This window comes from Streptomyces sp. NPDC017676 (genome assembly GCF_044329325.1).
GTDB lineage: Bacteria > Actinomycetota > Actinomycetes > Streptomycetales > Streptomycetaceae > Streptomyces.
Map to the genome: position 1 here is coordinate 243,700 of NZ_JBIRJA010000009.1, position 19,249 is coordinate 262,948.

Genomic DNA, 19,249 nt, shown 5'->3' on the forward strand with positions numbered 1-19,249 from the left:
TGACCGCAGTGCGTGCACCCCTTCGGGCGGCGTCAGCCCCAAGCCGTGGCGGCGCGCTGGAGCCCCTCATAGGCCCGGGCGATATGGGGCATGGCGAGCGTGCCGGTCCGCACCACCAGGAAGTACGTACGCAGCGGCGGGACCACCGGATCGTGCAGGGTGACGAGCGCGCCGTCCTCCAACGCCGGGGCACACAGGTAGCGGGGCAGCACCGCCAGTCCGGCCCCGGCGACGACGCAGGAGAGTACGGCCCGCAGATCCGGGACGATGACCGCGCCTGTGGCGGCCGGGCGGGAGTCGAAGACGGAGGCCCAGTAGCGCGAGGCGAACGGCAGCGACTCGTGGACCTCGACGAGGGGCAGGTCCTCCAGGGCCGGGGCGCCCTTCAGTCGCAGGGCGTCCGAGCCGATCCGCTCCGCCCAGCGGGGGGCGGCGACCAGCACATGCTCCTCGTCGCAGAGCGGAGTGGCGGTGAGCAGCGCCCCGCGCGGCCACGCCGTGCTGATGGCCAGATCATGAAGGCCGCAGGCCAGCCCCTCCAGCACCTCCTCGGTCGTCCCGAAGGAGGCCCGTAGCGTGAAGCTCCGGCCGTCGTCGCCGGTCGGTTCGCTGAGCGCCGGCAGAGCGCGCTCGGCGGTGAACTCCGGGGGCCCGGCCAGGTGCAGCGTCCGTGACGAGGAGTCGTCGTCCAGGCCGCTCTCCGCTATCTCCACCAAGGCGTCGAGATGCGGTGCGGCCCTGTGCGCGAGTTCGTCGCCGACGGTCGTCGGGGTCACTCCGCGCGCCTGGCGGAGGAACAGCGGTCTGCCGAGCTGCCGCTCCAGCGTGCGAATCTGCGAGGTGACGGCAGGCTGGGAGAGGCCCAGCAGAGCGGCGGCGCGGGTGAAGGAGCCGGCTCTGTGCACGGTGACGAAGGTCCGCAGCAAGGCCAGATCCATGGCACGCCCTCTCCTGTCGCTGCCTCCTCCGGCCCCCAGGCAGGCACCAACTATAAATAAGTCGATAGGTCTCTGTCGTTAGCGTGATTGGACACTGACCCAGAGTCAACTAGCCTGGTTCGCACGGTCTTTCCCAGGAAAGCCGCAGGCGGTCCGAGCCACGAGGGGGGAGGCTCGGACCGCCCTGATGACAGCGGCGGGAGAGACGCGGACGCTACTCGGCGGACTCGTCCAGGGCGCGCAGCACGTCTGCCACCAGGTCCTCGGGGTCCTCCGCGCCGACGGACATGCGGATGAAGCCCTCCGAGACGGCGTCCCCGCCCCAGCGGCGGCGGCGTTCGGCCGTGGACCGCACCCCACCGAAACTCGTCGCGTCCTCCACCAGCCGCAGGGCAGCCAGAAAACGCTCGGCACGCGTGCGCGTGGGCAGGGTGAAGGAGACGACGGAGCCGTAGCGGCGCATCTGCTGCGCGGCGATCTTGTGCGAGGGGTCGTCGGGCAGACCCGGGTAGCGCAGGCCGGAGACCTCGGGCCGCTGCCGCAGCGCCTCCGCGACGGCGAGGGCGGTGGCGTTCTGCCGATCGACGCGCAGCTGGAGCGTGGCGATGGACCGGTGCGCTAGCCACGCCTCCATGGGGCCGGAGATCGCGCCGACGATCTTGCGCCAGCGGCGCACGGCGGCCATCGCCTCGGTGTCGCGGCCGGTGACGTAACCCAGCAGGACATCACCATGGCCGGTGAGCTGCTTGGTACCGCTGGCCACGGAGAAGTCGGCGCCCAGTTCCAGCGGGCGCTGGCCGAGCGGGGTGGCGAGGGTGTTGTCGACGGCCACCAGGGCGCCACGCGCGTGGGCCGCCTCGGCCAGGCGCCGGATGTCGCAGACATCGAGTCCGGGGTTGGACGGCGACTCGATCCACAGCAGCCGTGCCCCGTCGAGCACCTCCAGCTGGGCGTCCCCGCCGGTCGGCGCGGTGCGTACCTCGACGCCGTACGCCTCCAGCTGGGCGCCGACCAACGGCAGTACCTGGTAGCCGTCGGACGGCAGCACGACCGCGTCCCCGGCGCGCAGCTGCGAGAACAGCACGGCGGAGATCGCCGCCATGCCGGAGGCGAAGACCAGCGTCTGGGCGTCCTCCCGTCCGGGCGCCTCCAGCTCGCTGACGGCCCGCTCCAGCAGCGTCCAGGTCGGGTTGTCGTCACGGCCGTACGCATACGGTCCCGAGACCTCGCCGGGCAGGTGGAAGTGGGCCGCGAACACCGGTCCGGGCAGGGTCGGCTCGTTCTTGGCAGGCTTCGGCAGTCCCGCCCGTACCGCCCGCGTGCCGTCGCCGACGCGGCCCTCGTTCTTCGTGGCGTCGCTCATGCGGCCCGTCCTTCCAGTTCGTCCCGTACGGCGGCGAGCAGACCGGTGCTCGCCCCCTCCACCATCTCAAGGCACTCCTCGAAGCCGTCCCGGCCCCCGTAGTACGGGTCCGGCACGTCGAGGTCGTCACCGGCGGCGGGGTCGTAGGAGCGCAGCAGGCGTATCTTGCGCGCGTCCTCCTCGGTGGGCGCGAGGCGGCGCAGGGCCTTGAGATGCCCGGTGTCCAGGGCTATCACCAGGTCGAGGCGGGCGAACCACGACGGCAGGAACTGGCGAGCGACGTGCTCGCTGTCGTAGCCGTGTTCCTCCAGGACCGAGACGGTACGCGGGTCGGCGGGCTCACCCTCGTGCCAGCCGCCGGTGCCGGCGCTGTCGACCGCCACCAGGTCCTCCAGCCCGGCCTCCGCCACGCGCGCGCGGAAGACGGACTCGGCCATCGGGGAGCGGCAGATGTTGCCGGTGCACACGAAACAGACGCGGTAGGTCATGCGCTCAGTCCTCGTCGGGCAGGACGACGTGCAGCGCCCAGGAGACCACGGAGACGATCAGACCGCCGAGGACGGCCGTCCAGAAGCCCTCCACATGGAAACTCAGGTCGAGCTTGCCACACACCCAGGAGGTCAGCAGCAGCATCAGCGCGTTCACGACCAGGGTGATCAGGCCCAGGGTCAGGATGAACAGCGGGAAGGTGAGCACCTGCACGATCGGCTTGACCAACCAGTTCACCAGGCCGAAGATCAACGCGACGACGATCAGCGTGCCGGCCTTCTTGGCGGTGTTGTCACCCGTCAGGGTGATCTTGTCGAGCAGCCATACCGCGACCGCCAGAGCGCCCGCGTTGGCGATCGTCTTGACTACGAAATTCTTCATGTGTCTGATCGTGGCAGACCGGGCGGACCCTGGCCGGACGGACGGCGAGCGGTGCGACGGCGGGCAGCGGACAGCGAGCAGTGAGGCGAGGGCGGCAGCGGCGATGAAGGCATTCCGGCTGGACGATCTGGAGGCGGAACGCGCCGCCAACGAAGGCGCCTACCTGCAGTTCCTGCGCGAGCGGAACATGTCGGTCGGCCTGTACGCCCTCGACGCGGGCGAGCACGACCCGCAGAAGCCGCACGGGCAGGACGAGGTGTACTTCGTGGTCAGCGGCCGGGCGTCGATCACCGTCGGTCTGGAGACGACCCAGGTGGCGCGGGGCAGCGTCGTGTACGTGCCCGCCGGGGTCGCCCACAAGTTCCACCACATCAGCGAGGACCTCAGGGTGCTCGTCGTGTTCTCTCCGCCCGAGGCGTGACCCCGAAGCCCGGGTTCCCTAGGGGACGGGTCAGGGGAGGACAAGGGATGCGAGGCCCCCGCGAGGGCTCTCCGCGGCCCTAGCATCGAGTGCGGAACATCGACAACGCACGAGAACGCAAAGGACGAGGGCGATGCGAGAGATCTTCGCGGGGCTGCCGTGGTGGGTGAAGTGGGTCGCGGTGCCGGTCATCGCCCTGGTCGTGTTCGGCGGCCTGATAGCGACGGTGGTCGGGTTCGTGATCGGCCTGCTCTTCAAGGCGCTGGTCTTCGTCGCCCTGGTCGGCGGACTGATCTACATCGTCCGCAAGTTCATGGGGAACTCCTCGTCGCGCAGCGACTGGTGAGGTGCCCGGGAGCCGGTCACCCGTGACGGAGGGCCGGTTCCCTCGGGGGAGGGAAGTTTCCCCCGGGAGCCGCCGGCGAGCGGTGGCGGGCGGTTAAAGTCCGGAACTCCCCACGGGGTCCGGCCCCGTGGGCGGCGCAGACCCCCCTCCGTGCTCTTCCTCGCACGGGCTGCCCCTCGCGCTCCGGGAGTGACTCTTGGCCACGGTTGACACCGCACCGGCAGAACCCCACGCACCCCCCGCCCCACCGCGCTCCTGCGCGGCCCCCGTCCAGCGACCGCTGCCCCTGGCCGTGCCGGGCCAGCCCCAGGCAGGGGACATCCCCGGGCCCCCGCGTGCCGGGGACCGCTCCGGTGCACCGCCCTCCGCCGGCCGACCGGGACCAGTGGCCGCCCCCACGCCCACCGCCACGCTCATCGGGTCCGTACAGCGCGCCATGCGTCTGCTGGAGACCGTCGCCACGCACGCGTACGGCGCCCCCGCCAAACAACTCGCCCGTGAGACCGGCCTCGCGCTGCCCACGGCGTACCACCTGCTGCGCACCCTGGTCCACGAGGGCTATCTGCGCCGCGAGAAGGGGCTGTTCTTCCTCGGTGACGCGGCGGAGCGACTGGGCCGCAGTGGAGCGCAGCAGAAACGTCGCAGCACGGTGGCGGACACGCTCGCGCACTGGCGCGATTCCATCGGAGTGCCGGTGTACTACGCGATGTACCGGGACGGTGAGATCGAGGTCATGTGCGTCTCCGCCTCCCGTCAGGCGCCCGCGGTGGAGGAGTGGGCGGACTTCCGTGAGACCGGCCATGCGCACGCGATCGGGCAGTGCCTGCTCTCCCAGCTGGACGAGGAGGCGCGACGCGACCACCTCGCCCGGTATCCGGTGCGGCCCATCACGCCATACACGGTGCGGGACAACGACGCTCTGCTGCGGCGGCTGGTCCGGATGCGGCGCATGGAACCGGTGGTGGAGCGCCAGGAGTACGCGGTCGGCACCGTCTGCGCGGCGGTCCCGATCACGGTCGGCACCACCGCGGCCACCATGGCCATCTCGCTGCCCGTCCACCAGGCCGACCGGCTCATGCCCGCCGCACAGCGGCTGCAGGCCGAGATCGGTCGACATCTCGGATCGCTCACTCTCTCTATCAGTATCTGAAAACTCACTCCTTGTGATCTCTCGTGTACTTTCAGCAAGATTTGACCACGGTCAGAGGGATCAATCCCGGCCAGTCGATGTCATATGACGGGATAGGCAATGCGCGAGTCCGTACAGGCAGAAGTCATGATGAGCTTTCTCGTGTCGGAGGAGCTCTCCTTCCGCATCCCGGTGGAGTTGCGCTACGAGACCTGTGATCCGTATGCCGTACGCCTCACCTTCCATCTCCCCGGTGATGCTCCGGTCACCTGGGCCTTCGGGCGGGAACTGCTGATCGACGGGGTCGGCCGCCCGTGCGGGGAGGGCGACGTGCACATCGCCCCCGTCGATTCCGAGGTGCTGGGTGAGGTGCTGATCCGGCTCCAGGTCGGCGGCGACCAGGCCCTGTTCCGCTCGTCGGCGCCACCGCTCGTGGCCTTCCTCGACCGTACGGACAAACTCGTTCCGCTCGGTCAGGAGGGTGCACTCGCCGATTTCGACGCTCATCTCGACGAGGCCCTGGACCGCATCCTGGCCGAGGAACAGAGCGCCGGCTGAAGCGTTGCGGCAAGGGTGACGGGCGATCCGCCGTGCCCGCGCGGGACTGTGCAGGAACGCTTCTGCGGCGGGCACGTTCCAGCGGGGCCACCCCGCCGCGGTGCTCACCCCTCCGGTGCCTCCTCCCGGCGCCGGAAGGGCCTCCCCCCGGATTTCGACGACGGCCACGGCCGGCGCCGGGTGAGCGCTCCGCCCTCCTCGCTGCTGACCGCTCCCGGCGTCAGCCCTCCCTACGTCATCGCTTCCGGCGTCGGCCCCGGCCACCGCGTGCCGGTGCGGGCTGCGCCCCGGCGAGCGCCGTGGCCCCGGGCCCGGTCCGGTCGGCCGACACGACGAGCGCGGCCAGCGCGGTGGTGACCGGGACCGAGGCGACCAGACCGATCGAGCCCACCAGCGTGCGCACGATCTCCTCGGCCACCAGCTCGCTGTTGGCCACGGTGCCGACGCTGCTCTGCGCGATCGAGAACAGCAGCAGCAGCGGCAGTGCGGCACCGGCGTAGGCGAGCACGAGGGTGTTGACCACGGACGCGATGTGGTCGCGGCCGATCCGGATGCCCGCCCGGTACAGCCCCCGCCAGCCCATCGACGGGTTGGCCTCGTGCAGCTCCCAGACGGCCGAGGTCTGCGTCACCGTCACGTCGTCCAGGACGCCGAGCGAACCGATGATGACGCCTGCCAGCAGCAGACCGCTCATGTCGATCGACGGATACAGGCCGTGGATCAGGCCGGTGTTGTCGTCCGTGTTGCCGGTCAGCGCCGCCCAGCCGATGAACAGTGAGCCGAGCACGCCGATCAGGCAGAGCGAGATGAGCGTGCCGAGCACGGCCACCGACGTACGCGCCGACAGACCGTGGCACATGTACAGGGCGATCAGCATGATGGCGCTCGACCCCACCACGGCGACCAGCAGCGGGTTCGCCCCCTCCAGGATCGCCGGCAGGATGAACAGCGTCAGCACGAGGAAACTCACGGCCAGTGCGACCAGCGCCATGACCCCGCGCAGCCGGCCCACCACCACGACGGCCACCGCGAAGATCCCCGCGAGCAGTGCCATGGGGAACTTGCGGTTCACATCGGTCACCGAGTACTGCAGGTCCTTGGGGGCCGAGGGCTCGTAGGCGACCACGACCTTCTCGCCCTGGTGCAGTTGCCGCGACTGGTCCGGCTGCACGATCTCGGTGAAGGTACGGCCCTCGTCCTTGCCGGTGTCGACCCGGATGGTGGCCTTCTTGCAGGTTCCGTTGGGCCCCGCCTCCGCCGACGTGCCCTCGGCGGTGGAGGCGTCGCCGGCCGGAGTGCCGCCGGCCGCGTTCACCGACGTGCAGCTGACCTCGACGACCCGGGTGACCGTGGCCTGCTGGGTCTGCCGGTCGAAGCCGACGCCGGTGCGCTTGTGGGAGGGGGCATGCCCGGGCCAGAGCACCACGAGGCCGACCAGGACCGCCGCGGTGAAGGGGACCAGGATCGCCGCGATGACCTTGCGCAGGTGCTGGGAGACGGGGGCAGCCGGGCCGTGGTTGTGGCTGTGACCGTGCGAGTGGCTGTGGCCGTGCGATGGGGTGTCGCCGTACGAGTGGCTGTCGCCGTGCGCGTGGCTGCCGCCGTGCGGGTGACCGTGGCCGCGTGGACCGTGGCCGTGTCCGTCGCTTTCTTCCGGGCCGTCTTGGCGGGGCGGCTCGGGCGGCTGGTAGGGGTACTGCTCCATCCTGGTCACCGCCCGATCATTGCAAGAACGGGCGGGGGCCCACTGTTCACCGCGCCACACATGACGCTAGCGTGGAGGCACCTTTGCACACGCGGGAGCTCGGAGCACCGGGCTGAGAGGGCGCTGACCTCCGTATACGCGATGTTTCACGTGGAACAAGGGGTGTTCCACAAGAGACGTCGACAGACGGAAACCGCTGCGTCGACCGCCGAACCTGTTACCGGGTAATGCCGGCGTAGGGAGTAGGTCTCATGGCCAACAAGGACGCACGCACGCCTGCCTCCGTCCAGGACGAGAAGTCCCCGGAGGCCGGGAAGTCCATCGGCTGGCACAAGGCGTATGTCGAGGGCTCGCGCCCCGATCTGCGCGTGCCGGTCCGTCAGGTGCATCTCACCAACGGGCAGTCGGTCACGCTGTACGACACGTCAGGCCCGTACACCGATCCACTCGTCGACACAGACGTCCGCCGTGGCCTGCCGCCGCTGCGGGAGAACTGGATCATCGCCCGTGGCGACACCGAGGAGTACGCGGGCCGTCCGGTCCGTCCCGAGGACGACGGGATCAAGCACACCTCGCCGCGCGGCGGGCTGCGGAACCTGGACGCGGTCTTCCCCGGACGCCCGCGCCAGCCGCGGCGGGGCCGTAGCGGCCAGGCGGTGACACAGCTCGCGTACGCCCGCCGCGGCGAGATCACGCCGGAGATGGAGTTCGTGGCCCTCCGGGAGAACGTTTCTCCCGAGGTGGTCCGCGAGGAGATCGCGGCGGGCCGGGCCGTGCTGCCGGCCAACGTCAACCACCCGGAGATCGAGCCGATGATCATCGGCAAGCGGTTCCTGGTGAAGGTGAACGCCAACATCGGCAACTCCGCGGTGACGTCCTCCATCGAGGAGGAGGTCGAGAAGATGACCTGGGCGACCCGGTGGGGTGCCGACACGGTCATGGACCTGTCCACCGGCCGCAACATCCACACCACCCGCGAGTGGGTCCTGCGCAACTCCCCCGTCCCCATCGGCACCGTGCCGCTCTACCAGGCCCTGGAGAAGGTCGACGGCAGGGCCGAGGAACTGACCTGGGAGATCTACAAGGACACCGTCATCGAACAGGCCGAGCAGGGCGTGGACTACATGACGGTCCACGCCGGCGTCCGGCTGCCGTACGTCCCGCTCACCGCCAACCGCAAGACCGGCATCGTCTCGCGCGGCGGCTCGATCATGGCCGCGTGGTGTCTGGCGCACCACAAGGAATCGTTCCTGTACGAGAACTTCGAGGAGCTGTGCGAGATCCTCGCCGCCTACGACGTCACCTACTCGCTGGGTGACGGCCTGCGGCCGGGGTCCATCGCGGACGCCAACGACGAGGCGCAGTTCGCGGAGCTGAGGACGCTCGGGGAACTCAACCGGATCGCCAAGCGTTTCCACGTACAGACCATGATCGAGGGCCCGGGCCACGTCCCGATGCACAAGATCAAGGAGAACATCGACCTTCAGCAGGAGATCTGCGATGAAGCCCCGTTCTATACGCTCGGCCCGCTGACCACGGACGTCGCGCCCGCGTACGACCACATCACCTCCGGCATCGGTGCCGCGATGATCGCCTGGTGGGGCACGGCGATGCTCTGCTACGTCACGCCCAAGGAGCACCTCGGCCTGCCCAACCGGGACGACGTCAAGACCGGCGTCATCACCTACAAGATCGCCGCACACGCGGCGGACCTCGCCAAGGGGCATCCCGGGGCTCAGGAGTGGGACGACGCACTGTCCGACGCCCGCTTCGAGTTCCGGTGGGAGGACCAGTTCAACCTCGCGCTGGACCCGGACACGGCACGGGAGTTCCACGACGAGACCCTGCCGGCCGAGCCCGCCAAGACGGCGCACTTCTGCTCCATGTGCGGCCCGAAGTTCTGCAGCATGAAGATCAGCCAGAGCATCACACAGCGGTTCGGTGGTGCGGCGGCTGAGGGGGCGTCACCTGAGGAGATCGCCGAGGGGATGCTCCAGAAGTCGAAGGAGTTCGCCGCCGGCGGCAACCGGGTGTACCTGCCGTTGACCGACTGACAGAGCGGGGAGCGGTGGTTCGGCGGCCGGATCATCGCTCCCTGCGACGTGGAGGTGGTGTCTCAACCATGCCGGCTCCAGACTTGCCGCATGACAGCGAGATCGATGAGCAAGGGCGCCAACCTTCCGATCGGTTCTCGGGCAGTGCGCGCTGAGCTTGCTTGGTCCGAGACACCCGGAGCGCCGGACGTCGATGCCTCGGCGCTGCTGCTCACCGGTGCCGGACGGGTTCGCAGCGACGGTGACTTCGTCTTCTACAACCAGCCGCAGCATGCGTCAGGCTCCGTAAGGCACGTGGGGAAGCAGCGGGGTTCTGGTGTCACGACGGACACGGTCGAGGTGGACCTGCGTGCGGTGGAACCGGAAGTCGAAAGGGTTGTGCTGTGTGCGTCCACCGATGACGGGACGTTCGGGCAGATATCGGGAATGACGCTGAGACTGCTCGATGCAGGCACGCAGGAGGAACTGGCCCGATTCGACATGGAGGCCACGACGGAGACGGCGTTCATCGGCGGCGAGCTCTATCTGCGGGGCGGCCGGTGGAAGTTCCGTGCGGTCGGGCAGGGATACGCTTCCGGGCTTGCCGGGCTCGCCACCGACTTCGGGATCACCGTTGATGACGACCCCCCGGCCACGGTCGTACCCCGTCTGCCGCCGGCGCCTGCGCCGGAACCGCCTGCCCCGTCCGCGCCGACAGTCGCCTCGCGCCTCAGCAAGGGCGAGGAACAGCTCCCCGTGGACATGCGCAAGAGGCTGTCCCTGCGCAAGGAGCAGGTGGCGGTCAGCCTGGAGAAGCACGGTGCCGCCGGTGTCACGGCGCGAGTCGTCCTGGTACTCGATGCTTCCGGTTCCATGTCCTTCCTGTACTCGAAGGGCGTCGTGGCCGACGTGGTGGAACGCATGGCCGCGGTCGCGGCGCAGTTGGACGACGACGGTGAGATGCAGGCCTGGACGTTCGCCTCGCACGCCGCCCGACTGCCCGATCTACACCTGGGGGACCTCCCCGAATGGCTCCGGCTCCACGTCCGGGTAGGTGAGCTGAGCCTCTTCCGCCGGAGCAGGAAACCCAGGAAGGGACTGCAAGCCGGTCAGGTGGACATGCGGACGGTCGGTATCCAGAACGAGGAACAGAAAGCCATCGCTCAAGTTCGTCAGTTCGTTCGCGTTCACCCAGCCACCGTCCCCACGCTCGTGCTGTTCTTCTCCGACGGAGGCGTCTATCGCAACGCGGAGATTGAGCGGGAGCTTCGTGAAGCCGTCGAGGAACCGATCTTCTGGCAGTTCGTGGGGATGGGACGGGCCAACTACGGTGTGCTGGAGCGCTTCAGCACGATACCGGGCCGACGGGTCGACAACGTCGGCTTCTTCGCCGTTGACGACATCAGTAAGGTCTCCGACCCGGAACTGTACGACCGACTCCTGTCCGAGTTCCCAGCTTGGCTGACCGCCGCCGGTCAAGCCGGCATCCTCTGAATCGAACCTGTTGAGCCTACTGAGCCTTTCAGGGACGCAGTCCTGCATGAAGATGTCGCAGGACATCCGGCGTGAGCACGGTGGCAGCCGCGCCGAGGCCGAGGAGAGCCGGTCGGATCACTCGGGCCGGTGGTCCGGGCCGCCGAAGTCCGGGCTCGTGTAGTCGGGGCTGGTGTAGCTCGGGCGGCCGGTCGCGGTGCCGTCGTCGGGGCTGCTGAAGCCGGGACGGTCGTAACCGAGGCGGGGTATGCGGCCGGTCGGTGCCGGTGGGGTCGAGGGGTGCCCGGCGGTCGTGCCGGGCTCGGCGAGTGCCTCCCGGAGGAAGGGCACGATGCCGCGCTCCAGCAGGGCGTCCCGCCACGCCTCCTTGGCCCGGGCCAGCTCCTCGTGGGCCGCGTCCCGCGCCCGGTCGTCCGCCGATGTGCTGTTGCGCAGAGCGGTGAGCAGCAGTCCGACCGCGGCGACCAGGACCGTTGCCGCGGTGATGGCACCGAACACCCAGCCGGCGGTGAGCATGGTCCGGGCGAAGGTCTGGCCGGGGTCGAGCATCTTCAGGATGTAGCCGACGAGCAGGAAGATCACCGCAGCGGTCCCGGAAAGGACGGGAGCCAGGACGGCGATGACCGCGATGGCGCCCGCGCCGGTGTTCTCGGCGGCTTCACCGAGGGTGGTGGCGAGGCCCGTGGCGGTCGAACCCGGGCCCGCGTCGTCGGGGTTGGCGACGGCCGGCGGGCCGGACAGCGCCGGGTGACGCAGTTCGTCGCGCAGCTTGACGTAGTGCTGGTACTCGGCCGCCGCGGCCGCCGTGATCAGGGCGGAGGCGTTGAGTGCCATGGTGCGCAGTTGTTCGGAGTTGAGCCGCTGTCCGACAGCGGCCAGTTCCGGTCGGTGCGGTGCGGAGCGCAGCGCCTCATCGAGGAGCCGCTCGAATTCCTGGCGGTCCTCGCTCTGCAGGTGCTGCGGAACGCTGTTCATGTGCATCCCCCGATGCTCCGTAGGGCTTGGGGCTCGCACGCCGGCGAGCCGTCGGGCAGAAACGGAGGGGAGCCTGCTACGGATAAGCCGATGGTAGAGCCGTGACGGCGCGCGGTGACAGGGGATTGCCGGAAATTGCGGTCCGGCCTGCGCGTACGCGGCTGGGGGATGCCTGCCCGACGAACGGTCAGCTGCTCAGGGGCAGTTGCTGGACCAGCAGTTTTCCGGCCATGGTCACTCCGCCGTCCATGGCGATGGCGAGTCCGTCGGCGTAGACGTGCGGTCCCTCGACGATCGGTCCGGTGCTCTCCTCGCCGTCCTCCGAGCCGACCTGGCCGAGGAGGTACGGAATGGGGCTGTGCCCGTGAACGACCCGGGTGCCGCCGTACGTATCGAGGAGGGAGCGTACGGCGTCGGCGCCGCCGTCGTCGCGGAAGGAGAAGCGCTTGGTGAACTTGCGGAACAGGTCCCAGACCTCGTCGGCATCGTTGCGGGTCAGAGCCTCGCGGACGGTGTCGTTGACCGCCTCGATGGAGTCGCCGTAGTCGAGGTAGGCGGTGGTGTCGGAGTGGAGGAGCAGATAGCCGTCGACCTCCTCGACGGCGTCGAGGCGGGCCATCCACTGCAGGTGGTGGTCCTGGAGGCGGTCCATGTCGGTCTTCTGGCCGCCGTTGAGCAGCCACGCCGCCTGGAAGGTGGCGGTGCCCGCGCCGGAGTTGACGGGCGTGTCGCCGAACCGTTTGGCCCCGAGGAGCAGCAGTTCGTGGTTGCCCATGAGGGCCTTGCAGTAGCCGCCGGCCGCCGCGGCCTCGGCGGACAGCCGCATGACCAGGTCGATGACGCCGATGCCGTCCGGGCCGCGGTCGGTGAAGTCGCCGAGGAACCACAGCCGGGCGGTGCCGGCGCACCACTGGCCCGAGGCGTCGATCAGGCCCTGCTCCTGCAGGGCCGCCACCAGCTCGTCCAGGTAGCCGTGGACGTCACCGACGACATAGAGCGGACCGGGCCCGGTCGCGGGCTGCGGGGCCGGGGCGGCCGGTACGGGCTCGACGGGGACCTGGAGGGTGTCGCCGCGGTTGATGACGGGCAGGTCGCGCTGGGTGGGGGTGTAGCCGTCGGGGTACGCCTCGTCGGCGGGCGGCACGACGTCGCCGGGGTGGACGTGCTGGACGTACGGACCGGTCTCGTGGACGTACGCGGGTACCCGGAAGTCGCGCAGCGTCGCCGTCCGCTCCGCCTCGGGTCCCTGACCGGCCCCCTGAGTCATCAGACCCCTCCACCATCGCGCCGCATCTGCACCGCTTCGGACTGCCTGGTCGCAGCGGTCCGCGGTGTCGTGGGCCCATCATAGGAACGCGCGTCGCGCCGTGTGATGACCCAGGGGTGGTGAATCGGAACAAGACTCCAGTTCACCGCGGCTTTCGCCCCGTTTGGGCAGATGTTCGACCGGCTGTCGACCGGTCGGGCCCTCGGTCCACCGGGTCCGTCCCCGCCCGCGGCGTGCCGACGGGTCCCCCTGTGCCGCACCGGCCGGGACCCGCGCGGGTCGGTGCGGCGGGCGGTGCTACTTGTCGTCCGGTGTCCGTGGCGGGCTGACCGTCGTGCGCGGGGACCGCCGCTGGGAGGAGGTGCGCACGATCAGCTCGGTCGGTATCACCTGCTCGACCGGCTGGTCCGACTCGACGCCCTCGATGGCGTCGATGAGGAGCTGGACGACGGCGGTGCCGATGCGGCGCGGCTTCAGGGACAGGGTGGTGATGGGCGGCTCGGTGCTGGCGTACACGGTGGACTCGCTGCAGCACACCAGCAGCAGGTCGTCGGGGACGCGTAGGCCGTAGCGGCGGGCGGCGGCGAGCAGGTCGGTGCCGTTGGGGTCGAACAGCCCGTAGACCGCGTCGGGCCGGTCGGGGCGGGCGAGCAGCCGGTCCGCGGCGACGGCGCCCGCGCACGGGTCGTGCGCCGGATAGGCCTCGTAGACCGGGTCCTGGCCGACCCGTTCGCACCAGCGCAGGTACGCGGTGGTCGACAGGTGGGTGTACGTGTCCGTCGTGGTGCCCGTGAGCAGGCCGATGCGGCGGGCGCCGGCGGCGGCGAGGTGGTCGAGGATGCCGAGTACGGCGGCCTCGTGGTCGTTGTCGACCCAGGCGGTGACGGGGAGCGCGCCGGCCGGGCGGCCGTCCGAGACGACCGGCAGCCCCTGCCGGACCAGCTCGCTGACCACCGGGTCCTGGTCGGAGGGGTCGATGACGACCGTGCCGTCCAGGGCGACGTTGGACCAGACGTCGTGGCGGGAGGTGGCGGGCAGGATGACCAGGGCGTAGCCGCGGGCGAGCGCGGCCGAGGTCGCGGCCCGTGCCATCTCGGCGAAGTAGGCGAACTCGGTGAAGGTGAAAGGTTCATCCCCGTATGTCGTCACGGTCAGGCCGATCAGACCCGACTTGCCGGTACGGAGGGTGCGGGCGGCGGCCGAGGGCCGGTACCCCAGCCGGTCGGCGACCTCGCGGACATGGCGCCGGGTGGCATCCGGGAGCCGGCCCTTGCCGTTGAGGGCGTCGGACACGGTCGTGATGGAGACCCCGGCGGCGGCGGCGACGTCCCTGATGCCCGCCCGACCCGGCCGGCTGCCTCGACGTGAGGTTTCCGCGCGGCTCACCTGGTGCTTCCCTGCTGCTGTCATGGCGAGCCGATAGTAGGGCTCATGCGGTGGGGTAGTGCGGACGCATATGCACGCGTTGACAGGCACGTTTCTGCATGGTCATTGGGTGCCAACTTCCTTGGAAACCAAGGTTGTTGATCGATCCAATAGTAAGACGTGACTTGTCGACGCGGATGGACCTACCAAGTCCCCGATGTCTCGAAGAGGTCTCAACTCACCTTCACGGGGGACGCGCGCCACGGCGCAAGCTACCGGCGCATAGATATATGTACGGCGCGCCCCCCGAAACGTACGCCTTCGTACGAGGATGCCCCTGATGCCGGGGGGAGACGTGAGCTTCGCCTCTTTTCACGGCGGCGGCCGCACCGCTGGGCGTTCCGCACCTGTTCGCAGCGGGACCGAATCCTCTTAAGGTGAGGAGTATTGAATGCCGGCGGTGTCGACGGGCCGCCGGTGGTCGCGAGGAGGACTGCGGTGAGCGAGACGAGCCCCAAGCTGCGCGCCGAGCTGGAGGGTATCCCCACCTACAAGCCGGGCAAGCCGGCCGCGGCCGGCGGACCGGTCGCCTACAAGCTGTCCTCCAACGAGAACCCGTACCCGCCGCTGCCCGGCGTGCTGGAGAGCGTGAGTGCGGCGGCTTGCGACTTCAACCGCTACCCGGACATGGCCTGCACCGGGCTGATGAACGAGCTGTCCGATCGCTTCGGTGTGCCGCTCTCCGACCTGGCCACCGGCACCGGCTCGGTGGGTGTCGCCCAGCAACTGATCCAGGCCACCAGCGGCCCCGGTGACGAGGTGATCTACGCCTGGCGGTCGTTCGAGGCGTACCCGATCATCACGCAGATCAGCGGCGCCCGCTCGGTGCAGGTGCCGCTGACGCCGGGCGATGTGCACGACCTGGACGCGATGGCGGACGCGATCACCGACCGGACCCGGCTGATCTTCGTCTGCAACCCCAACAACCCGACCGGCACGGTGGTGCGACGGGCCGAGCTGGAGCGGTTCCTCGACCGGGTGCCCGCCGATGTGCTGGTGGTGCTGGACGAGGCCTACCGGGAGTTCATCCGCGACCCCGAGGTGCCCGACGGTGTCGAGCTGTACCGGAAGCGGCCCAACGTCTGTGTCCTGCGGACCTTCTCCAAGGCGTACGGGCTGGCCGGGCTGCGCGTCGGTTTCGCGATCGCCCACGAGCCTGTGGCGGCCGCGCTGCGCAAGACGGCCGTGCCGTTCGGGGTGAGCCAGCTGGCCCAGGAGGCTGCGATCGCTTCGCTGCGCGCCGAGGACGAGCTGCTGGGCCGGGTGGGCTCGCTGGTGTGCGAGCGCACGCGCGTGGTCGACGCGCTGCGGGCCCAGGGCTGGACGGTGCCGGAGACGCAGGCCAACTTCGTGTGGCTGCGGCTGGGGGAGAGTACGGTCCCGTTCGCACAGGTCTGCGAGGAGCACGGAGTGGTGATCCGGCCGTTCCCGGGCGAGGGTGTGCGGGTGACGGTCGGGGAGGCCGAGGCGAACGACATCTTCCTGAAGGCGGCGGAGGGGTTTCGCAAGGAGCTGTAGTCCGGCGGTAGCTCTACTCGTCGATCAGTTCCACCCGGGTGGGGTCGCCGTCCCGTACGGTCGCCAGGAGACCGGCGTCCCCGTCCACGCTGCCGACGACGTTGCACGATCTCGCGAGGCGGCACTCCCGCCTCGCGAGATCGGCGTGGGCCGTAGGGGAGGGCGAGTGCGTCACCGTCCGTCCAGAAGGCCACCGTGCCCGGTTCCACGATCTGCCGGGCGTCCGTTTCACGTGAAACGGAGACGCCTGTGCCGAAATGCACCTCCTCACCCCATGTGTGCGCGGTCGAAGCGAGAGGCAGCGCACTGGCGAGGGCCTGGGCTGTCGGGGTGCTTGCGTCGAGGGTCGCGGTGATGTTGCCCGCGGGCCAGGAGATGCACCATCTGCATGGCATGCAATTCAACAAGGTGTTGAAGTTGCCGCCAAGGCCTTGACCGCCGTGACCCTCCGGCGAAGAGGGGACCCCCCTACGCGGACCGAAAATCAGTGCGTCATAATGGCTTGTGAATGTGAACGCGTTCACAAGCGCGTCTCGTTTGTTCCGTATGTGTGCAACAAAAGGGGCAAACCGCCGCTGCACCACGCCGCAGTAAGGAGAGTGACGACGTGGACCTGGCTTTGGCGCCGGAGACACTGGCGCGCTGGCAGTTCGGCATCACCACCGTCTACCACTTCCTGTTCGTTCCGCTGACGATCTCCCTGGCCGCGCTCACGGCCGGGCTGCAGACGGCCTGGGTGCGTACGGAGAAGGAGAAGTACCTCAGGGCGACGAAGTTCTGGGGCAAGCTCTTCCTGATCAACATCGCGATGGGTGTGGTCACCGGCATCGTGCAGGAGTTCCAGTTCGGCATGAACTGGTCCGACTACTCGCGCTTCGTCGGTGACATCTTCGGCGCCCCGCTCGCCTTCGAGGCGCTGATCGCCTTCTTCTTCGAGTCCACCTTCATCGGCCTGTGGATCTTCGGCTGGGACAAGCTGCCCAAGAAGATCCACCTGGCCTGCATCTGGATGGTCTCGATCGGCACGGTCCTGTCGGCGTACTTCATCCTCGCGGCGAACTCCTGGATGCAGCACCCGGTCGGTTACAAGATCGACAAGGCCAGGGGGCGAGCCGAGCTGACCGACTTCTGGGCCGTGCTGACCCAGAACACCGCCCTCAGCCAGGCCTTCCACACCCTGTCCGCGGCCTTCCTGACCGGTGGCGCGTTCATGGTGGGCATCTCGGCCTACCACCTGGCCCGCAAGAAGCACATCCGCGAGATGAAGACCTCGCTGCGGCTCGGCCTGGTCACCGTGGTCATCGCCGGCCTGCTCACCGCGATCAGCGGCGACACCCTCGGCAAGGTGATGTTCAAGCAGCAGCCGATGAAGATGGCCGCCGCCGAGGCACTGTGGGACGGACAGAAGCCGGCGCCGTTCTCGATCTTCGCCTATGGCGACGTGGACAAGGGCCACAACTCCGTGGCGATCGAGATCCCGGGTCTGCTGTCCTTCCTCGCCGACGACAGCTTCACCTCGTACGTGCCCGGCATCAACGACGTGAACAAGGCGGAGCAGCAGAAGTTCGGGCCCGGTGACTACCGGCCCAACATCCCCGTCGCCTTCTGGGGCTTCCGCTGGATGATCGGCTTCGGTATGACCTCCTTCGCCATCGGGCTGGCCGGGCTCTGGCTGACCCGCAAGAAGTTCATGCTGCCGCAAGCCCTGAGGGTCGGCGAGGAGGAGGTGCCGCACCTGGTGCTGTTCAAGAACAAGGCGCTCAGCCCGAAGCTCACCCCCTGGTACTGGCGCATAGCGACGTGGACGCTCGCCTTCCCGCTGATCGCCAACTCGTGGGGCTGGATCTTCACCGAGATGGGCCGCCAGCCGTGGGTCGTCTACGGCGTCCTGCAGACCCGGGACGCGGTCTCCCCCGGTGTCTCCCAGGGTGAGGTCCTCACCTCGATGACCGTCTTCACCGCGCTGTACGCCATCCTCGCTGTGGTCGAGGTCAAGCTGCTCACGAAGTACGTCAAGGCCGGCCCGCCCGAGCTGACCGAGGCCGACCTCAACCCGCCCACGAAGATCGGCGGCGACACCCGTGACGCCGACAAGCCGATGGCCTTCTCGTACTAGGCCGAGGGAACAGTCATGGAACTTCACGACGTCTGGTTCGTCCTGATCGCCGTCCTGTGGACCGGCTACTTCTTCCTGGAGGGCTTCGACTTCGGGGTCGGGATCCTCACCAAGCTGCTGGCTCGCAACCGGCCCGAGCGCCGGGTCCTGATCAACACCATCGGACCGGTCTGGGACGGCAACGAGGTATGGCTGCTCACCGCGGGCGGCGCGACCTTCGCCGCGTTCCCCGAGTGGTACGCCACCCTCTTCTCCGGCTTCTATCTGCCCCTGCTGCTCATCCTGGTCTGCCTCATCGTCCGGGGAGTCGCCTTCGAGTACCGGGCCAAGCGGCCGGAGGAGCACTGGCAGCGCAACTGGGAGACGGCGATCTTCTGGACCTCGCTGCTGCCGGCGTTCCTGTGGGGAGTGGCCTTCGGGAACATCGCGCGCGGGGTGAAGCTCGACCGGAACTTCGAGTACGTCGGCAACGTCTGGGACCTGCTCAACCCCTACGCCCTGCTCGGTGGCCTGGTCACGCTCACGCTGTTCACCTTCCACGGAGCGGTGTTCACCGCGCTCAAGACGGTCGGGGAGATCCGGGTACGGGCCCGGAAGCTGGCCCGGTGGGTGGGTCTGATCGCGGCCGTCGTGGCGCTCGTCTTCCTGCTGTGGACGCAGTCCGACAGCGGTGACGGCAAGAGTCTGGTGGCTCTGATCGTGGCCGTCGTCGCCTTGGCGGCGGCTCTCGTGGCCAATCAGGCCGGGCGGGAGGGGTGGTCGTTCGCGCTGTCCGGCCTCACCATCGTGGCGGCCGTGGCGATGCTCTTCCTGTCGCTCTTCCCGAACGTCATGCCGTCCACCCTGAACGAGGACTGGAGCCTGACGGTCACCAACGCCTCGTCGAGCCCGTACACCCTGAAGATCATGACGTGGTGCGCGGCCATCGCCACACCGCTCGTTCTGCTCTACCAGGGCTGGACCTACTGGGTCTTCCGTAAGCGGATCGGCACGCAGCACATCGCTCCTGACGCTGCGGCCGGCGCCGCGCACTGAGTTTGCCGAGGGTGCTGTTTCACGTGAAACAGCACCCTCGGTACCGAAGGGCATGT

Annotated in this window: 17 protein-coding genes, 1 pseudogene and 1 riboswitch; of the genes and pseudogenes, 9 read left to right on the forward strand and 9 right to left on the reverse strand. The window is 69.1% G+C overall.

Annotation, left to right across the window (positions count from 1 at the left end; genetic code table 11):
• Nucleotides 1–32: 32 nt before the first annotated feature.
• The 4 genes from ACH4LD_RS21510 to ACH4LD_RS21525 all read right to left on the reverse strand — a co-directional run bounded on the left by ACH4LD_RS21510 (nt 33) and on the right by ACH4LD_RS21525 (nt 3,171).
• Nucleotides 33–938, reverse strand: a complete 906-nt coding sequence (locus tag ACH4LD_RS21510) for a LysR family transcriptional regulator (RefSeq protein WP_398054870.1) — start codon at nt 936–938, stop codon at nt 33–35.
• Nucleotides 939–1,152: 214 nt separating this feature from the next.
• Complete coding sequence (locus ACH4LD_RS21515) at nt 1,153–2,301, reverse strand: cystathionine gamma-lyase (RefSeq protein ID WP_398054871.1); 1,149 nt, start codon at nt 2,299–2,301, stop codon at nt 1,153–1,155.
• The gene (locus ACH4LD_RS21520; protein ID WP_132784905.1) at nt 2,298–2,789 is read right to left on the reverse strand and encodes a low molecular weight protein-tyrosine-phosphatase; all 492 of its coding nucleotides are present in this window, start codon (nt 2,787–2,789) and stop codon (nt 2,298–2,300) included. Before ACH4LD_RS21520 ends, ACH4LD_RS21515 begins: the two co-directional genes overlap by 4 nt.
• Before the next feature lie 4 nt (nt 2,790–2,793).
• Nucleotides 2,794–3,171, reverse strand: a complete 378-nt coding sequence (locus tag ACH4LD_RS21525) for a phage holin family protein (RefSeq protein ID WP_132784906.1) — start codon at nt 3,169–3,171, stop codon at nt 2,794–2,796.
• 103 nt (nt 3,172–3,274) lie between these two features.
• Between ACH4LD_RS21525 and ACH4LD_RS21530 the strand changes: the two genes are divergently transcribed.
• The 4 genes from ACH4LD_RS21530 (at nt 3,275) to ACH4LD_RS21545 (ending at nt 5,625) form a co-directional block, all read left to right on the forward strand.
• Nucleotides 3,275–3,592 (forward strand): cupin domain-containing protein, encoded by a 318-nt coding sequence (locus tag ACH4LD_RS21530; RefSeq protein ID WP_398054980.1) that lies wholly within the window; start codon nt 3,275–3,277, stop codon nt 3,590–3,592.
• A gap of 133 nt (nt 3,593–3,725) precedes the next feature.
• Nucleotides 3,726–3,938, forward strand: coding sequence for a DUF5326 family protein (locus ACH4LD_RS21535; RefSeq protein WP_030640080.1), 213 nt, complete (start codon nt 3,726–3,728; stop codon nt 3,936–3,938).
• A 436-nt stretch (nt 3,939–4,374) separates the two neighbouring features.
• Nucleotides 4,375–5,088 (forward strand): IclR family transcriptional regulator, encoded by a 714-nt coding sequence (locus tag ACH4LD_RS21540; RefSeq protein WP_398054981.1) that lies wholly within the window; start codon nt 4,375–4,377, stop codon nt 5,086–5,088.
• A gap of 99 nt (nt 5,089–5,187) precedes the next feature.
• On the forward strand, nt 5,188–5,625 hold the full coding sequence (locus tag ACH4LD_RS21545; protein ID WP_103813611.1) for an SsgA family sporulation/cell division regulator: 438 nt from the start codon (nt 5,188–5,190) through the stop codon (nt 5,623–5,625).
• A gap of 235 nt (nt 5,626–5,860) precedes the next feature.
• Here ACH4LD_RS21545 and ACH4LD_RS21550 read toward each other — a convergent pair whose 3' ends face one another.
• Entirely contained in the window at nt 5,861–7,330 is a 1,470-nt protein-coding gene (locus ACH4LD_RS21550; protein WP_398054982.1) for a YibE/F family protein, read from the reverse strand.
• A gap of 81 nt (nt 7,331–7,411) precedes the next feature.
• Nucleotides 7,412–7,589, forward strand: a riboswitch (TPP riboswitch).
• Here ACH4LD_RS21550 and thiC point away from each other — a divergent pair.
• Together thiC and ACH4LD_RS21560 are read left to right on the forward strand one after the other, a co-directional pair.
• Complete coding sequence (gene thiC, locus ACH4LD_RS21555) at nt 7,582–9,384, forward strand: phosphomethylpyrimidine synthase ThiC (RefSeq protein ID WP_398054872.1); 1,803 nt, start codon at nt 7,582–7,584, stop codon at nt 9,382–9,384. It overlaps the preceding riboswitch by 8 nt.
• Before the next feature lie 90 nt (nt 9,385–9,474).
• Nucleotides 9,475–10,857, forward strand: coding sequence for a VWA domain-containing protein (locus tag ACH4LD_RS21560; RefSeq protein WP_398054873.1), 1,383 nt, complete (start codon nt 9,475–9,477; stop codon nt 10,855–10,857).
• Nucleotides 10,858–10,974: 117 nt separating this feature from the next.
• On the opposite strand, the gene ACH4LD_RS21565 is transcribed toward ACH4LD_RS21560, so the two are convergent.
• The 3 genes from ACH4LD_RS21565 to ACH4LD_RS21575 form a co-directional block, all read right to left on the reverse strand.
• A complete protein-coding gene (locus ACH4LD_RS21565; RefSeq protein ID WP_398054874.1) occupies nt 10,975–11,838 on the reverse strand; it encodes a hypothetical protein in 864 nt (287 codons plus the stop codon).
• Between the two features lie 181 nt (nt 11,839–12,019).
• A complete protein-coding gene (locus ACH4LD_RS21570) occupies nt 12,020–13,099 on the reverse strand; it encodes a metallophosphoesterase (RefSeq protein WP_398054875.1) in 1,080 nt (359 codons plus the stop codon).
• A gap of 297 nt (nt 13,100–13,396) precedes the next feature.
• Nucleotides 13,397–14,509 carry a LacI family DNA-binding transcriptional regulator gene (locus ACH4LD_RS21575; protein ID WP_103813617.1) on the reverse strand — a complete coding sequence of 371 codons (1,113 nt, stop codon included), beginning with the start codon at nt 14,507–14,509 and terminating at the stop codon, nt 13,397–13,399.
• A gap of 453 nt (nt 14,510–14,962) precedes the next feature.
• On the opposite strand from ACH4LD_RS21575, the gene hisC reads away from it, so the two are divergent.
• Nucleotides 14,963–16,042: a histidinol-phosphate transaminase gene (gene hisC, locus ACH4LD_RS21580; RefSeq protein WP_132784913.1), complete on the forward strand. Its 1,080-nt coding sequence runs from the start codon at nt 14,963–14,965 to the stop codon at nt 16,040–16,042.
• A gap of 13 nt (nt 16,043–16,055) precedes the next feature.
• Here hisC and ACH4LD_RS21585 read toward each other — a convergent pair.
• Nucleotides 16,056–16,437, reverse strand: a pseudogene (locus tag ACH4LD_RS21585) (cyclophilin-like fold protein).
• A 212-nt stretch (nt 16,438–16,649) separates the two neighbouring features.
• On the opposite strand from ACH4LD_RS21585, the gene ACH4LD_RS21590 reads away from it, so the two are divergent.
• Together ACH4LD_RS21590 and cydB are read left to right on the forward strand one after the other, a co-directional pair.
• Entirely contained in the window at nt 16,650–18,158 is a 1,509-nt protein-coding gene (locus tag ACH4LD_RS21590; protein WP_398054876.1) for a cytochrome ubiquinol oxidase subunit I, read from the forward strand.
• Nucleotides 18,159–18,173: 15 nt separating this feature from the next.
• A complete protein-coding gene (gene cydB / locus ACH4LD_RS21595) occupies nt 18,174–19,193 on the forward strand; it encodes a cytochrome d ubiquinol oxidase subunit II (RefSeq protein WP_398054877.1) in 1,020 nt (339 codons plus the stop codon).
• The last annotated feature ends 56 nt before the right edge of the window (nt 19,194–19,249 follow it).

Bases quoted from the DNA above. Each gene is read 5' to 3' on its own strand.
- ACH4LD_RS21550 (WP_398054982.1), bottom strand. From the start codon at position 7,330: ATGGAGCAGTACCCCTACCAGCCGCCCGAGCCGCCCCGCCAAGACGGC.
- cydB (WP_398054877.1), top strand. From the start codon at position 18,174: ATGGAACTTCACGACGTCTGGTTCGTCCTGATCGCCGTCCTGTGGACC.
- thiC (WP_398054872.1), top strand. From the start codon at position 7,582: ATGGCCAACAAGGACGCACGCACGCCTGCCTCCGTCCAGGACGAGAAG.
- ACH4LD_RS21525 (WP_132784906.1), bottom strand. From the start codon at position 3,171: ATGAAGAATTTCGTAGTCAAGACGATCGCCAACGCGGGCGCTCTGGCG.
- ACH4LD_RS21560 (WP_398054873.1), top strand. From the start codon at position 9,475: ATGACAGCGAGATCGATGAGCAAGGGCGCCAACCTTCCGATCGGTTCT.
- ACH4LD_RS21515 (WP_398054871.1), bottom strand. From the start codon at position 2,301: ATGAGCGACGCCACGAAGAACGAGGGCCGCGTCGGCGACGGCACGCGG.
- ACH4LD_RS21510 (WP_398054870.1), bottom strand. From the start codon at position 938: ATGGATCTGGCCTTGCTGCGGACCTTCGTCACCGTGCACAGAGCCGGC.
- ACH4LD_RS21535 (WP_030640080.1), top strand. From the start codon at position 3,726: ATGCGAGAGATCTTCGCGGGGCTGCCGTGGTGGGTGAAGTGGGTCGCG.
- ACH4LD_RS21565 (WP_398054874.1), bottom strand. From the start codon at position 11,838: ATGCACATGAACAGCGTTCCGCAGCACCTGCAGAGCGAGGACCGCCAG.
- ACH4LD_RS21575 (WP_103813617.1), bottom strand. From the start codon at position 14,509: ATGACAGCAGCAGGGAAGCACCAGGTGAGCCGCGCGGAAACCTCACGT.
- ACH4LD_RS21540 (WP_398054981.1), top strand. From the start codon at position 4,375: ATGCGTCTGCTGGAGACCGTCGCCACGCACGCGTACGGCGCCCCCGCC.
- ACH4LD_RS21530 (WP_398054980.1), top strand. From the start codon at position 3,275: ATGAAGGCATTCCGGCTGGACGATCTGGAGGCGGAACGCGCCGCCAAC.
- ACH4LD_RS21545 (WP_103813611.1), top strand. From the start codon at position 5,188: ATGCGCGAGTCCGTACAGGCAGAAGTCATGATGAGCTTTCTCGTGTCG.
- ACH4LD_RS21570 (WP_398054875.1), bottom strand. From the start codon at position 13,099: ATGACTCAGGGGGCCGGTCAGGGACCCGAGGCGGAGCGGACGGCGACG.
- ACH4LD_RS21520 (WP_132784905.1), bottom strand. From the start codon at position 2,789: ATGACCTACCGCGTCTGTTTCGTGTGCACCGGCAACATCTGCCGCTCC.